Raw genomic sequence first — 14,382 nt, forward strand, 5'->3', positions numbered from 1 at the left:
CCCATGCAGAACCTCAACCGCCGCGGCTTCCTGGGCCTGACCGCCGGCGCCGTCCTGCTCACCGGGTGCGCCCCGGGCGGTGGGAGCACCGTCGGAGCGCCGAAACCCGGTGGCCGGTTACGGGCCGCGTTCTCCGGCGGTGGCGCCGCCGAGGTCCTCGACCCGCACGAGACCGACCTCTACATCGAGATCGCCCGCGCCAAGGCCCTCTACGACAAGCTCGCCGACTACGGCTCGGACATGTCCCCGCAGCCCCGGCTCGCCGAGCGCTGGGAGCCCTCCGCCGACCTGCTGGCCTGGCGGATCACGCTGCAGCAGACGACCTTCCACGACGGCCGCCCGCTGCGCGCCGCCGATGTGCTGGCCAGCTACGCGCGCATCACCGAACCCGGTGGCAGCCGCCGCGCCAAGTCCACCCTGTCGGTGATCGACCTGGCGAACAGCCGCGCGATCGACGACCGCACCGTCGAGTTCCGGCTCAAGCGGCCCTACGCCGAGTTCCCCAACGCGCTGGCCACCCTCGGCGCCTACATCATCCCCGAGGGCACCACCGACTTCAGCAAGCCGATCGGAACCGGCCCGTTCAAGCTGGTCTCCTTCGAACCGGGCCGTTCCTTCCTCGCAACGCGCAATCCCGAGTACTTCGACGGCGCGCCGCTGGTCGACGAGCTGCAGATCGTGGTCACCAACGACGAGGCCGCGCGGGTGAACGCGCTGCTGGGCAGGCAGATCGACTACGCCCACGACCTCACCCTCACCAGCGCCCGCACCTACGAGTCCAGCGGTCAGCTCCAGGTCCACCGGTTGCCGCTGGGCAACTTCCACGGATTGGCGATGAAGGTCGACCGCCCGCCGTTCGACCGCCCCGAGCTGCGGCAGGCCATGTTCCACCTCATCGACCGCGAGGAGCTGCTGCGCTCGGTGCTGCAGGGCTCCGGCCAGGTCGGCAACGACCTCTACGGCAAGGGATACCGCTACTACGCCGAACTGCCGCAGCGCCGGCAGGACCTGGAGCGGGCGCGGGCGCTGGTGAAGCAGGCCGGGGCTGAGGGCATGACCATCGACTTCAACACCTCCGACGCCTCCACCGGTCTGAAGGAGGCGGCGATGGCCATCAGCGACCAGGCGCGCAAGGTGGGCCTCAACCTCAACGTGCGGATGGGCAACAAGGACACCTACTGGTCCGACATCAACAAGAGCGGTGTCCTGGCCAGCTACCGCTCCGGCGGGATGCCGCTGGACTCGCACTTCTCCCAGCGGTTGCTGTCGGGCTCCACGACCAACAACACCGCGTGGCGGCGCCCCGAGTTCGACGCCCTCTACGACGAGGCCCAGTCCACGCTGGACGAGAACCGCCGCGCCGAGATCTACCGGCGCATGCAGGAGCAGCTGTTCAACGAGGGCGGTTTCGTGTGGTGGGGCGTGTCCGACTGGATCGTCGCCTCGGCCGCCAACGTCGGCGGGGTCGACGACCGGGCTCCCGCCAACACCCTGGACTGGGCGCGCTTCGACAAGGTGTGGCTGGCGTGATCCCCTACCTGCTTCGCCGCGTCCTGCTCGGCGTCGTCCAGGTGTTCCTCGTGGTCGTGGGGATCTTCCTGCTGACCGAAGCGCTCCCCGGCGATGCGGCCGTGACGATCGCCGGGGACAACCCCGATCCGGCCGTCATCGCCGGGCTTCGGGAGCAGCTGGGCTTGGATCGGCCGATGTGGCAGCGGTTCGCGGACTGGTGCCTGGCCGCCGCCCAAGGCGATCTCGGCACCTCGCTGGCCGGTCCGCGCAGCGTCGCCGAGGTCATCGGTTCGGCCGCCGGGCCGACGCTGTTGCTGGCCTGCTCGGCGCTGGTGCTGCTGGTGCCGCTGTCGACCGGTGTCGGCGTGCTGGCCGCCCGCCGGGAAGGCGGTCGAGTGGACCGGGCGATCACCAGCACCACCCTCGGGTTGTACGCGGCACCTGAGTTCGCGATGGCGATCCTGCTGGTGACGGTCTTCGCCGTGCAGCTGGGCTGGTTCCCGCCGACGGCCGTGGGCGGTTCCCTGCTGAGCAGGCCCGACCTGCTGGTGCTGCCGGTCGTCGTGCTGCTGCTGCGGCCGATCTGCTCGCTGAGCCGCCTCGTGCGCGCCGGGATGATCGAGGCGCAGCGGTCCCCCTACGTGCAGCACGCCCGGCGCCTCGGGCTCTCACCCGCCCGGATCCGGTTCGCGCACGCGCTGCCCAACGCCGCGGCCCCGGCGGTGCAGCAGCTGGCGCGGACGGCGGACTGGCTGATCGGAGGCGTGATCGTGGTGGAGGCCATCTTCGTGGTCCCGGGCCTGGGAACCACGCTGCTGGACGCCGTCTCGGCACGGGACCTGCCGGTGCTGCAGGGGCTGGCCCTGGTGTTCGCGAGCACGACGGTGCTGGTCAACCTCGGCGCCGACGTCGCCGCCCGCATCCTGTCCCCCACCGCGGAGGCCCACCGATGAGCAGGTACCTGATCCCCGGCGCGCTGGTCGCCGCACCGGTGCTGGTGGCGCTGTTCGGTCCGCTGTTCGCCGCGGACGACCCCGCCAAGGACGTGGCGTTCGTGCTCGGCGGCGGGCACCTGTTCGGCACCGACTTCGTCGGCCGCGACGTGCTCGACGAGGTGCTGCTCGGCGGCCGGTCGCTGGTGTTCACGGCTCTGACGGCCACCGCCTGCACCTACCTGCTGGCCCTCCCGCTGGGGCTGCTCGCGGGCATGACCCGCAACCGGCTGCTGGACGAGGTGGTGATGCGTCCGCTGGACCTGCTGCTCGCGGTCCCGTCGATGCTGATGTTGCTGCTGCTGGCGGCGCTGGCCCCGGGCCAACCGTGGGTTCTCGTGGCGGTCGTCGCGCTGATCAACCTGCCGGACGTCGTGCGCATCACCCGCGCCGCCGCGCTGTCGCTGGCGGCACGGCCCGCCGTGGAGGCGATGCGGCTGCAGGGCGAGAGCCGGGCGCGCATCGCCGTGGGCTACGTCGCCCGCGCGATGCGACGCACGCTGGCGGCCGACCTGGGAACCCGGTTCACCGGGGCGATCTACCTGGTGGCCTCGGCGAGCTTCCTCGGCGTGGGGCTCTCCCCGCAGGCCGGGGACTGGGCGGCGATGGTGGACCGCAACCGCACCGGGCTGTTCCTGCAGCCGTGGGCGGTGGTGCTGCCCGCGCTGCTGATCATCGCGCTGTCGGTCGGCGTGAACCTGCTGTTCGACCGCTGGCTCCGGCAGTCCGACACGACCTTCCTGGAGGCCCGGTGACCGCCATCGACGTGCGGAACCTGACCGTCACCCTCGGCGATCGCAAGCTCGTCTCGGACGCCACGTTCCGCCTGAACGGCGGCGAGATCGCAGCGCTGGTCGGCGAGTCCGGCAGCGGCAAGACCACCACCGCTCTCGCGCTGCTCGGCGAGAGACCGCCCGGCGCGGTGATCTCCGGTGATGTCGACGTCGACGGGCAGGTGGGGTTCATCCCGCAGCAGCCGTCGGCGGCGCTGAACCCGGTGCGCCGCATCGGTTCGGTGCTCGCCGAGATCGCCCGGCTGCACGTGCCGAAGCAGCAGGTCCGGCAGCGGGTCCTGGACGCGCTCCGGCGCGCGCAGATCCCGGACGGCGAGCGGTTCCTGCGCCGCTACCCGCATCAGCTCTCCGGTGGACAGCAGCAGCGGATCGTGCTGGCCCAGGCCCTCATCGGCGACCCGAAGGTGCTCATCGCCGACGAGCCGACGACCGGTCAGGACCCGGTCACGAGGTCGCAGCTGGCGGCGGAGCTGCGGGCGGTCGCCGAGCAGGGTGTGGCGATCCTGCTGCTCACCCACGACCTCGACCTGGTCCGCGACCTCGCGCACCGGGTCCTGCTCGTGGAGGGCGGCCGCGTTCGTCCCTCCGATGTGGACGGCATCGCCGAGGCGACGGCGGTCGCACCGGCACCTCCGCAGGCGGCGGATCCGGTCCTGTCCGTGCGGGGCCTGACCGCGGGCCATCGCGGGACCGACACGCTCCACGGAGTTTCGCTGCAGGTCGCGCCGGGTGAGAGGCTCGCGGTGCTGGGCCGTTCCGGCAGCGGGAAGACGACCCTCGCGCGGTGTGTCTCCGGACTCCACCGGCACCGCTCGGGTGAGGTCCTGCTCGGCGGTGAGCCGTTGTCCCCGGTGCTGCGCCGGCGTTCCCGGGAGCAGCTCGCCCGCGTGCAGCACGTCTTCCAGGACGCGCGGGCCTCGTTCAGCGAGTTCACCCCGGTGCTGGACCAGGTCGCGCGGACCGCGGAGCGGTTGCGGGACGTGCCCGGTGACCGGGCGCGGGCGCGAGCCGCCGATGAGCTGGCGCAGCTGGGGATTCCCGAGTCGACCGCGAGGCGGACCCCGGCGGGCCTGTCCGGTGGGGAGTTGCAGCGGGCCGCGCTGGTCCGCGCGGTGCTGGCCGAACCGGACGTGCTGATCTGCGACGAGATCACCTCCGGTCTGGACCCGCGACGACGAGCGGACCTGCTGGACGTGCTGGCCAAGCTGCAGCACAACACCGGGTGCGCGTTGCTGGTCATCACCCACGACCTGGCCGGTGTCGCCGGGCTCGCGCACCGCGTCCTGGTGCTCGACGAGGGCCGGGTGGTCGAGCAGGGGCCCGCCGCCGAGGTCCTGGCCTCGCCGCGGCACGCGGTCACCAGGTCCCTCGTCACCGCCGAAGCGGGAGGTCGGGAGACATGGCCTACCGCTAATTGAATATGATTTTCAAAAGACGTTGTCGACGGAGGAGGTAGACGTGATCCAGCTCGGGGAGCGACAGATCGGCCGGTACGTGGTGCGCGAAGCGACCCGGGCGGACGCGGCGGGCGCCAGGTCGGTCATGCTCGACACCTTCTACCAGGAGTTCGGCTACGGCTACGACCCGCGCTGGCACGACGACGTGGTCGACATGGACACCGCCTACTTCGACGACCCCCGGCAAGCCCTGTTGGTCGCCGCGCTGGACGACGAGGTCGTCGCCACCACCTCCGTCCGCGCCGACGGCCCGCAGAGCCCGCCGCACGCGCCCTGGCTCGCCGAGCGCTATCCCTCGGGCAGGACCGCCCAGATCTTCCGCGTCTACGTCCGCCGCGAGCACCGCCGCCACGGGCTGGCCAGGGAACTGGTCGAGATGGCCTGCCGCTTCGTCGCGCTGACGCCCGGCTACGAGTCGATCTACCTGCACACCAACGCCGCCATCGACGGTGCCGAGCCGTTCTGGCGCAGCGTCGCCAAGGAGATCCACGACGGCCGCACCGACCCGGCGCACAGCCCTGCCGTGCACTTCGAGATCCCGATCCCGGTCATCTGACCGTCGGCCGACACACCCGCCTCACCACGAACATCACTCCACGGCGGCGTGTTCAAAGGTTCTTCTCGCCAACCGGTTTCAGCGCGTGATCGATTCGCCACCCCATCCAGCGATGACTGTTCGCTAGCGTTTTCGAACGCCGCGCGGCACACTTGAAACATCAGTTCGACGGACGGATTCTCGTTCGACGGCTCGTTGTTTGACAAGTGCAGAGTGGGAAAGCACAGGCGCTCAACCGAGAAGGCGCCGCTGCGCGATCTCCAGGAATTCACCACGCCCCGACCCCACCGCGTACACGCCCAGCGAAACCGAGAACCGGAACTCCGAGAGGAGCCGAACATGCGACACGAATTCAGCTCGTACCCTCCCACCGGCCTGCGCATAACCCGCGAGCAGCCGCGACAGGCCGCGCTCGCCGAACGCGTTGTGGGCGGGCACGAAGTCCAGCGCCGGGTCGTCGACCGCGGCATCCGTCCAGTCCAGAACCCCTGTCAGACGACCGGATTCGTCCACCAGGCAATGACCGGGGTGCAGATCCGCGTGAACCAGGCGCAGATCCGCGGTCCGTGACCAGTGCACGTCGTCGTGGATCCACGATCGCCAGCGCGCCGCCTTCTTCTCGGGAACCTCCATCATGCTCTCCGCCAGCCTCAGGTGATCGTCGGTCTCCTCCCGGAGATCCCGAGCGCCTGAGACCGGCACGCCCAGCCGCGCGACCTCGTCGACCTCGGTGCGGTGCAGTTCCGCGATCACCGCACCGAGGTCGGCGAAGAACTCCTCGGAGGGCTCACGCCACCACTGGTACTCCAGGGTTTTCGGGTGTTCCGGCCCCAGCGGCCGTCCCGGGAGCCTGCGGTAGGCGACAAGCTCCGGCGTGCAGATCTCCCAGTCGGGAACGGCGACGGGCAGGCGTGGGCGCAGGTGCTCCAGCAGGCGCCGCTCGCCCTCGATCAGGTCGCCGACCTCACGACGCCGGGGTACGCGCAGCACCCAGCGGGTCCCGTCGGCGTCGACCGCATGTCCGACCTGGAAGTCCCAGCCGGTCTCATCGATCTCCTCGACCCGGACCCGAAGGCCGTGCCGTTGCGCGAGTTCTGCCAGCACCGCTCCGACGTTAGCGGACCCGTCCACCCGGATTTGGTCGCGAGCTGTGCGGCCGCGAGATCGCTCGCACCCCGCACCGCCTCCGAGCGACTCGGCTGCGGGGTTCAGCCGCTGGCGACCTCGCCCGCGGCCGGAACGTCGTCGGGCAGCAGCAGGCAGAGGTCCTCCAGCGTCGGGGACGCCGTGCGCCGCAGCCGCTTCGCGTGGCGGGTGACCGCGGCGTCCATGACCTGGCGCGCGTAACGACCGTTGCCGAACGACGGGCCTCGCGGCGTGGACACGAAGTGCGCCCGCAGCGCCGCGACCGTCGGCCCGGTGCACTCGTAGCCGGCCGCAGCGGCGTGCTGGGTGACGATGGTGACCAGCTCGTCGTTGCTGTAGTCGGCGAAGCGCACCCGCTGGGAGAACCGCGAGGACAGACCCGGGTTGGCGGACAGGAACTCCTCCATCTGCCCCTCGTACCCGGCCGCCACCACCACGACCTCGTCGCGGTGGTCCTCCATCAGCTTGACCAGCGTGTCGATGGCCTCCTGACCGAAGTCGGAGCCGGAACCGCGCTGCGAGGACAGCGTGTAGGCCTCGTCGATGAACAGCACACCGCCGCGCGCCCGGTCGAACGCCTCGGTGGTGCGGTGGGCGGTGTGGCCGACGTACTCGCCGACCAGGTCACCACGACCGACCTCGACGACCTGCCCCCGCTGGAGGATGCCCAGCGCGGCGAGGATCTCGCCGTAGAGGCGGGCGATCGTCGTCTTACCGGTACCGGGCGGCCCGCCGAAGATCAGGTGCCTGCTCAGCGACGGCACCGGCAGTCCGGCGGCCTGGCGCTGCTTGGCCGAGGCCAGCAGGTCGACCATGTTGCCGACCTCCGACTTCACATCGGCCAGGCCGACCATGTGGTGCAGCTTGTTGAGCAGGCTCTCCACCTTGGCCGTGTCCGCGTTGGCCGCACCCGCCCCGACACCGCTGCCCGGCAGCGCACCGATGTCCTCCGGCAGCAGCCGGGTCATGGCGACGGGGTTGAGCTCGGGGTCGTCGGCGAGGCGGTAGGCCTGGCGGCCGATCATCTCCTCGAACACCTTGCGGGCGGTGCGGCCGTTGCCGAACGCCTCGTCCCGCGGGTACTTCGAGAAGTAGCCGAGCACCGCCTCGCGGGTCTCGAACTCCAGCCGGTAGTCGTTGGCGCGGCACATGCCCTCGACGATGGTGACCAGCTCTTCGTTGCTGTAGTCGGCGAACTCGATGGTCCGCGAGAACCGGGATCCCAGGCCGGGGTTGGTGGCCAGGAACTTGCGCATCTCCATGGTGTAACCGGCGACGATGACCACCACGTCCTCGCGGTGGTCCTCCATCAGCTTCACCAGCGTGTCCACGGCTTCCTGACCGAAGTCGGCGCCGCCGCCACCTCCACCGGAGAGCGTGTAGGCCTCGTCGATGAACAGCACACCGCCGAGGGCCTTCTCGAAGCACTCGGTGGTCTTCAGCGCGGTGCCGCCGACGACGCTGGCCACCAGGTCGGCGCGGCCGACCTCGATGAGCTGGCCGGCGCGCAGCACGCCGAGCTCCTTGAGGATCTGCCCGTAGAGCCGCGCGACCGTCGTCTTACCGGTACCGGGCGAACCCGCGAACACCAGGTGCCTGCTCATCGGCGGCATCGGCAGCCCGACCGCCGCGCGCTTCTCGGCCATCTGCTCCAGGCGGGTCAGGACCTCCACCTCGCGCTTGACGTCGGTGAGACCGACCAGCGCGTCGAGCTCACCGAGGAGCTCTCCCAGCCGGCCTTCCGAGCTCCGCTTGGCCTGCGCCGGTACGGGTTCGTAGCCGGACTCGCTCGACGGCGCCGCGTCGGCGCTGCGGGAGCTGCCGAAGCGCTGGGAATCGTCGGACTCGGGTGCGGCCTCACCCGAGTCGCTCTCCGGGTCGCCGTTCTGGGCGCTGGTGATTCCGCTGAGCCGCACGTTGTCGCGGCGGACCTGCAACCGCACACCGGCGCCGCGGTTGTCCTTGGTGACGGTGTCGCGGACGCTGATCGACTCGGTGGAGCCGACGACGATGCCGTCGGCGGCGTTCCCGGAGATCTCGCAGCGGTCGAGCACGCCGGAGGACCCGGCCGCCCACTCCAGACCGTTGCCCTCGCAGCCGCGGATGCGGGTCTGCTCCAGGGCCACCGACGAGGTCCCGGAGGCCTTCACACCGTGCTCCCCGGCGTCTGAGAGGTCGCAGCTGCGCAGCACCGATTGGCCATCGGCAACCAGCACCGCCGTTCCCCCGCTGGCCGCGACGGTGATCCCGCGCAGGTCTGCGGAGCTCTGCTCGCTGACGCGCACGCCGACGCCCCCGGCGCCGGAGATCGCGACGTCCTCGACCTCGATCTGCGCCTTCGCGGCCAGCAGCACCGCATCGCCGGTCGCCTCCGCGACAGCGCCACCGGAGATGATGACCTTCGCACCGCGCACCTCGATGCCGGGACCGGCCGGGCGTCGCAGCGTCAGCTCGCGGAAGGTCCCGGTGCCGTTCTCGGTCACGACCACCCCGGCGCCACCGGCACCGGTCACGTCGAGCGAGGAGAACGACGGCGACGCCCCGGCGATCCACACCCCGGCGTCCCGGGAGTCCACGACGGTGCACTCGCCGAACTCGCCCTGGGAGCCTTCGAGCACGTGCACGCCGTACCCGGCGGGCTTGTCGATGCGCAGCCGGTGGATCTCGGGCTCGCCCTGCTGCACCAGCACGACGCCCTGCGCCCCGGGGGAGGTGATCGTGCAGTCCTCGATCACCGGCGTCGATCGGGAGGCGATGAGCAGTCCGACACCGGCCGGCTCGGTGATGGAGGTGCCGCTCAGCCGGAAGGAGCTGTTGCCCTCCACCACCACGGCGGGGTTCCCGGCGCGCACGATCCGGGAATCGCGCATCGCGCCCCGAGCGCGTTCCGCGGCCAGCACGGCGCTGCCCTCGGCGTCGGCGATGGTGCATCCGACGAACTGCGGGTCGGCATCGGTGCGGATCACGACCGCGGCTGCTTTGACGTTGCTGATCGTGCAGTTCCCGAAGTGGCCCTCGGCGCCGTCGATGGCGATCACCCCGGCCCCGGCGGGGTTGGTGAACTCGGTTCCGCTGGCGCTGGCCTCGGCCTGGCCGTGCACGTAGAGCGCTGCCGCCGACGACGCCTCGACGCGGCACTCCTCCAGCTTCAGCCGACCGGTGGAGACGTCGATGGCCGAGGTCTCGGGTCCGCTGTGGACCAGGACCAAGCCGGAGAGCACCGCGGTTTCGGCCGCCATCACGATGGCCGGGTCACCGGTGGACTCGATCCGCACGCCCCCTTCCGCTCCCGCCGCCGACAGCGTCACGTCGCGGCTGAGCACCACTGATTCGGTGTAGGTGCCGGGCTGGATGGAGATGACGTCACCGGTGGTCGCCGCCGCGATGGCGTCACCGATGGTGCGGAACGAGTCCGGGGCGGTCGCGGAGACCGACAGCATCGATCGTGTGTTGGTCATTCTCGCCCCAGTTTTTCTTCAGCCGATTCGGTTTTCAATCGTTCGGTGAGAACACCCATCGCGCGGTGCAGGTCCAGCCGGCCGAGCGCGGGAGGCTCGGTGCTCGCGGCCACCACGTGCGAGACCAGGTCGGGATCCGGCGCCAGGTGGTAGCGGTCGAGGTAGTAGTGGACCGCGTCGTTCCAGACCCAGGTGCCGTCCGAGCGGAAGTTCAGCGGCACGGTGCGGTTCGGGTCGATCACATCGGGCATGACCTGATCGGTGGCCATCGCGATCGGCGCGGAGCGCAGGTAACCGAGCACGCGCTGCCGCTCCACCGCTTCGGCGCGCGGGTGATCGGGTCGGAAGAACGGTTTGCCGAGGGTGTCGGCACCGTCGAACACCCGCGCCAGCCGCGCGGGCGGCGCCGGGTTCCAGACCAGTTCGGACGTCGCCAGCGCGGCCTCGTGGTACCGGGTCGGGGCGGCGTCGGCGTGGAAGACCTCGACGCGCGGGTCGGCGCCCGCTTCGGTGAGCCCGTGCTGGATCTCGGCCGTGAGTTCGACGAGATCGGCGTCCTGCTCCGCTTCGACGAGGTACACCGGCTCCGTCGTCTCCGCCGAGACCCGGCCGCTGCGCCACAGCGCCCGCACTCCCCCCACCCGCTCGGCGGACCGCACTGCGGCCTCGTCGGCGTCGTCGGCGGATTCCGCGGCGAACCGCCACGGCGGTGGTTCGGTGGCGCGCGGTGCCTCCGCGAGCGCGGCGGCGTCGATGTCGTGCTCCTGCGCCAGGGCCGTGAGCAGTTCGACCTCCGGCTCGGTCAGCGCCAGGCCCAGGCCGACGGCGCTGATGAGCGAGTCGGCGATCTCGTCGAGCTCGTCGTCGGCCAGGCAGGTGCGCAGGACCGCGAGCTCGGCGTCGGGGATCCGGCCCGCCAGCTGGAGCAGGAGACCGTGCACCTCGGGGGGTTCCGGTCTCACCGATCGACTCCGGCGGCCTTGGCGAACGGGCTCGTCGGCTCGCCGAGCAGCACCGAGTACCGCTCGTGGTCGGGTGCGGTGGCATCGGCGGCGGGCCGCTCGTCGCGGTTCTTGGCGGCCTCGGTCAGGCGTTCCAGCACGCGGGCGTCGTGCCGCTTGCGGGCTTCCTCGGACCGCTGCTTCTTCCCGACCTCGGTGAGCAGCACTCGACCGGCATCGGCTTCCACGGCCAGCACCCGGTAGGACGTGGCGGGCGGGAACACGACGTCGGCGGCGTTCTCGTCGGCGGCGAGACCTCCGAGCCGCCGCGCGGTCACCGACCAGATCAGCAGTTCCACCGAGCCGGGCACGGACGCCGACTCGTCCGAGACGCCGAGCATCGGCGCGGGTTCGACGAGTTCGCTGCCGACCACGTAGTCCTCGACGGTCTCCGCGTCGCCGGGGCCGCCGCGCACGACCAGTCCTTGCAGCGACGGGAGCCGCCGCAGGCCACCCGCCAGGCAGGAGATGAACGGGTAGTGCGAGGCCACGTCTCCGGTGCGGATCGCGTTGACGAACTCACGCTGGTCAGAGGTCGCGAACACGTGCACGGCGGCGAGTTCGGTGAGCATCGCGTCGTCCACCGGCATGCCGCCTCGCAGTCCCGGCCGCTCGGCGAGGAGCCTGGTCACCGACCGGGTAGCGGCGTCGTACTTCCAGCCGAGGGACTTCTTGAACTGCTGCCGGTCCTCCTCGGTGCTGGCGTGGTCGACCAGCAGCAGCGGCTTCAACGCGGCTGCGGCGACCTGATCATCGGTCTCGGCCTCCGCGACGGCTTCGGACACGTCCGCGCTCGTCTCGGCCGCCTCGACGGACGAGACCTGGTCCGTCGAAGCGGTTTCCGCCTGGTGTGCGGATTCCGGCTCCGCGGAACCTTCCTGCACGTCAGCTGCTCGGATGTCGGCCAGGTTCAACGTCGTCGTCTGCTCCGCGGCCGACTTCGAGTCGAGGGCGTCCTGGGCGGCCTCGTCCTTCGCGTCAGCCGCTGCTGCGGAGTTGACCGCGTCGGAAACCGCCTGCTGCACCGCAGGTTCGGTGGGCACCGCGGTGGTCGCCACCGGAACGGCCGCAACGACCTGCCCCGGTGCGGGCCGCTTCTGGGCTACCGCTGCCGGAGTCGGGGCAGGTGCGTGAACCGGCGCCGAAACCGCCGGTGCAGCAGCGGGAGCGTGCATCCGGTTGACCGCGGCAGCGGGAGCGATCGGAGACGGACCAGCCGCAGCCGCAGCGGGAGGAGTTGCGGGCGCCATCGGTGATGGGGCTGGCGGGCTTGGCGCAGGTGCGGGCGGGGCCGGGGCGGCCGCAACCCGCGGTGCCGCGGGCAGCGGTCCGACCGCCGATGCGACGGGCGGCGGTGCCACGGGTGCCGGGGCTTCCGGTGCCGCATCGGCCCGCACGGGAGCCGCCGGTTCGGGCTCCGGCTCGGGTTCGGGTTCGGGTTCGGGCTCTGGTTCCGCGGGCTTCATCGACGGGAGCGGGGTGCTGGACGCGACGGCCGGGATCTGCACCGATGTCGCCGTGACGGGCACCGCGACGGGGCTCACGACAACCGGTTTCCGCTCCTCGACCGGCCTTTCCGGTGCAGCGGGGGTTTCGGCTTCGGCGACGGCGGCGAGCGCCGGCGTGATCGGCCCGCTCGGTTCCTGATCGACAGGCCGCTGGGCATCCGGCACCGGCGGTTCCGGTGCCTGCGCTTGCGGCGACTGCGGTTGCGACAACTGCGGAAGCGGCGTGGCCGGTCCCAGCCCTGCGGGAACCGGCGGAACGGGCGCCACGTCCGCAGCGGCAGCAGCAGGAGCGACCGGGGATGCCGTGTCGGCCTGACCGGGACGCCACCCGTCACCGATGGGCCGCATCCGTCCCTCGGCGTCGACGACGACCGGCGAGACGATGCGCAACGGCTCGGTCGGCTGGTGCCGAATCGGCTGCGGCGCCGCACCATCCGGCGTCGTGGCAGGCTCCTCCGGGGCGGGCGCGGCAAAGCTCTGCTGCGCCACCGTCGGCAACTGGGCGGTGGGCTGGGCCCCCGAGGACGCAGCTGATGGGGGTGCGGGAATCCAGGCAACGGTCTGGCCACCGATTCCCACCGGAACCACACCCGTGGACGCTTCCCAGGGGTGCGCGCCCAGCGGCGCGCTCGCGGAGCTCTCGACGGCGGGACCCGGGCCTGCGGTGCCGAGCACGTGCACGTCGACCTTCAGCGACGCGGCCAGGCGTCCCAGGTAGCCGGGCTCGGCGTGGGGCGTGGCGATCAGGCGCAGGCGTTCCCGCGCGGCAGCGGGCAGCCCACCGGCGAGCCGTTCCACCGCGGTCAGGACGCGCTGCGGCGGCGGTCCCCCCGCGGAGCTGATGACGAAGTTGACGGCGTCCGGCGAGATGGGGAGCCTCGATGCGACGGGGTCGACCGGCACGCGGACGGGGCGCACGAGCAGACCTGCGGGCAGCACGTCGACCAGCCACCCGTCCTGCAGCCAGAACGTTCCGGTCCCGGCCTCGCTGAGCCCGGAGACCGGCGGGAGCCAGTTCCGCGGGATCGGCGGAACTCCGGGCTGGTAGGTGCTCTCCAGCACGAACGGGAGCCAGCTGGGCCGGCCGGAATCGTCGGGCACCAGCCAGGTCTGCCCGCCTTCGGGCAGGTACTGCGGCACGGCGTGGCAGCCGTGCACGGGTTGTCCGATCAGCTCGGCGAGCTGCTGCGCGATGGGCCGGACGCTCACCGGTTCGGGCCCGTACCCGATCAGCCCGAACGTCTCGCGCAGTTGCGCGGGGAGACCGCCGACGAAGGCGGCGAGGGCTTCGGTCGCCGGCAGCGGCTCACCGGGTGCGCCGACGACGATGGCGAGCCGGTTGCGCGACAGCGGCACCCGGAACCCGATGTCGGAGTGGGGCCTGGCCGGTTGACCGGCGGTGCGCACCCAGACCCCGGCGGGGATGGGTGTGACGCTGATCCGCGGGTCGATCGGCCGGGTTCGCAGGCTCGTGGAGAGCCCGTCCTGCCATTCCGGGACGGGGTAGCTGGGGCCGTCGTGAAGCTTCGACCGGCCGGGCCGGAACCCGACCCATCCGGTCTGCTGACCAGCGGAGAAGAGCTCGCCGCCGGGGAGCATGACCAGTTCGCCGTCGGGGGCCACGACCTCGACGCCGAGGGCTTCGGACAACCTCAGCGCCAGCGGGCGGGAGCCGTTCGGGGCCGCGAGCCCCGCCCGGGGCGAGAGCAGCCGGATCGCGGGAAGACCGACGCCGTCGGGGCGCAGCTCGGCGCGCAAGGCGGCCAGCACCTCGGGTTCGAGCTGGTCGAAAGCGGGCAGCGCGGACTCGTCGATGTAGACCTGCGTGCGTCCGTCCGCCAGGGTGAACGGAGGCGGCGGTATCGGGGCACCCGATTCCTCCGCGCGCACGACCACGCCTGCACCCGTTCGCTCGACGACCACTGCGCCCATGTGCTGCCTGCCTCCTCCCTGTCGCC

The 14,382-nt window shown here is 71.7% G+C and carries 9 protein-coding genes; 5 read left to right on the forward strand and 4 right to left on the reverse strand.

Annotation, left to right across the window (positions count from 1 at the left end):
* The first annotated feature begins 3 nt into the window (after positions 1-3).
* Genes KBO27_RS11125 through KBO27_RS11145 form a run of 5 tightly spaced genes read left to right on the forward strand, consistent with a single transcriptional unit; the run spans position 4 to position 5,311 of the window.
* Entirely contained in the window at positions 4-1,530 is a 1,527-nt protein-coding gene (locus tag KBO27_RS11125; protein WP_210969919.1) for an ABC transporter substrate-binding protein, read from the forward strand.
* On the forward strand, positions 1,527-2,465 hold the full coding sequence (locus KBO27_RS11130) for an ABC transporter permease (RefSeq protein ID WP_307870351.1): 939 nt from the start codon (positions 1,527-1,529) through the stop codon (positions 2,463-2,465). Before KBO27_RS11125 ends, KBO27_RS11130 begins: the two co-directional genes overlap by 4 nt.
* Positions 2,462-3,259, forward strand: a complete 798-nt coding sequence (locus KBO27_RS11135; RefSeq protein ID WP_210969921.1) for an ABC transporter permease — start codon at positions 2,462-2,464, stop codon at positions 3,257-3,259. Before KBO27_RS11130 ends, KBO27_RS11135 begins: the two co-directional genes overlap by 4 nt.
* Positions 3,256-4,716: an ABC transporter ATP-binding protein gene (locus KBO27_RS11140; protein ID WP_307870352.1), complete on the forward strand. Its 1,461-nt coding sequence runs from the start codon at positions 3,256-3,258 to the stop codon at positions 4,714-4,716. The genes KBO27_RS11135 and KBO27_RS11140 overlap by 4 nt, the downstream gene beginning before the upstream one ends.
* A 40-nt stretch (positions 4,717-4,756) precedes the next feature.
* Positions 4,757-5,311 carry a GNAT family N-acetyltransferase gene (locus tag KBO27_RS11145; RefSeq protein WP_307870353.1) on the forward strand — a complete coding sequence of 185 codons (555 nt, stop codon included), beginning with the start codon at positions 4,757-4,759 and terminating at the stop codon, positions 5,309-5,311.
* Positions 5,312-5,542: 231 nt separating this feature from the next.
* Here KBO27_RS11145 and KBO27_RS11150 read toward each other — a convergent pair whose 3' ends face one another.
* The 4 genes from KBO27_RS11150 to KBO27_RS11165 all read right to left on the reverse strand — a co-directional run bounded on the left by KBO27_RS11150 (position 5,543) and on the right by KBO27_RS11165 (position 14,356).
* Positions 5,543-6,415, reverse strand: coding sequence for a macrolide 2'-phosphotransferase (locus KBO27_RS11150; protein WP_210969922.1), 873 nt, complete (start codon positions 6,413-6,415; stop codon positions 5,543-5,545).
* A 104-nt stretch (positions 6,416-6,519) separates the two neighbouring features.
* Positions 6,520-9,915, reverse strand: a complete 3,396-nt coding sequence (locus tag KBO27_RS11155) for a right-handed parallel beta-helix repeat-containing protein (protein WP_210969923.1) — start codon at positions 9,913-9,915, stop codon at positions 6,520-6,522.
* Complete coding sequence (locus tag KBO27_RS11160; RefSeq protein ID WP_210969924.1) at positions 9,912-10,877, reverse strand: hypothetical protein; 966 nt, start codon at positions 10,875-10,877, stop codon at positions 9,912-9,914. The genes KBO27_RS11155 and KBO27_RS11160 overlap by 4 nt, the downstream gene beginning before the upstream one ends.
* On the reverse strand, positions 10,874-14,356 hold the full coding sequence (locus KBO27_RS11165) for a hypothetical protein (protein WP_210969925.1): 3,483 nt from the start codon (positions 14,354-14,356) through the stop codon (positions 10,874-10,876). The genes KBO27_RS11160 and KBO27_RS11165 overlap by 4 nt, the downstream gene beginning before the upstream one ends.
* Between the last annotated feature and the right edge of the window lie 26 nt (positions 14,357-14,382).

Source organism: Saccharopolyspora endophytica (genome assembly GCF_018070075.1).
In the GTDB taxonomy this organism is placed as follows: Bacteria; Actinomycetota; Actinomycetes; order Mycobacteriales; family Pseudonocardiaceae; genus Saccharopolyspora; species Saccharopolyspora endophytica.

Bases quoted from the DNA above. Each gene is read 5' to 3' on its own strand.
- KBO27_RS11125 (WP_210969919.1), top strand. From the start codon at position 4: ATGCAGAACCTCAACCGCCGCGGCTTCCTGGGCCTGACCGCCGGCGCC.
- KBO27_RS11135 (WP_210969921.1), top strand. From the start codon at position 2,462: ATGAGCAGGTACCTGATCCCCGGCGCGCTGGTCGCCGCACCGGTGCTG.
- KBO27_RS11155 (WP_210969923.1), bottom strand. From the start codon at position 9,915: ATGACCAACACACGATCGATGCTGTCGGTCTCCGCGACCGCCCCGGAC.
- KBO27_RS11165 (WP_210969925.1), bottom strand. From the start codon at position 14,356: ATGGGCGCAGTGGTCGTCGAGCGAACGGGTGCAGGCGTGGTCGTGCGC.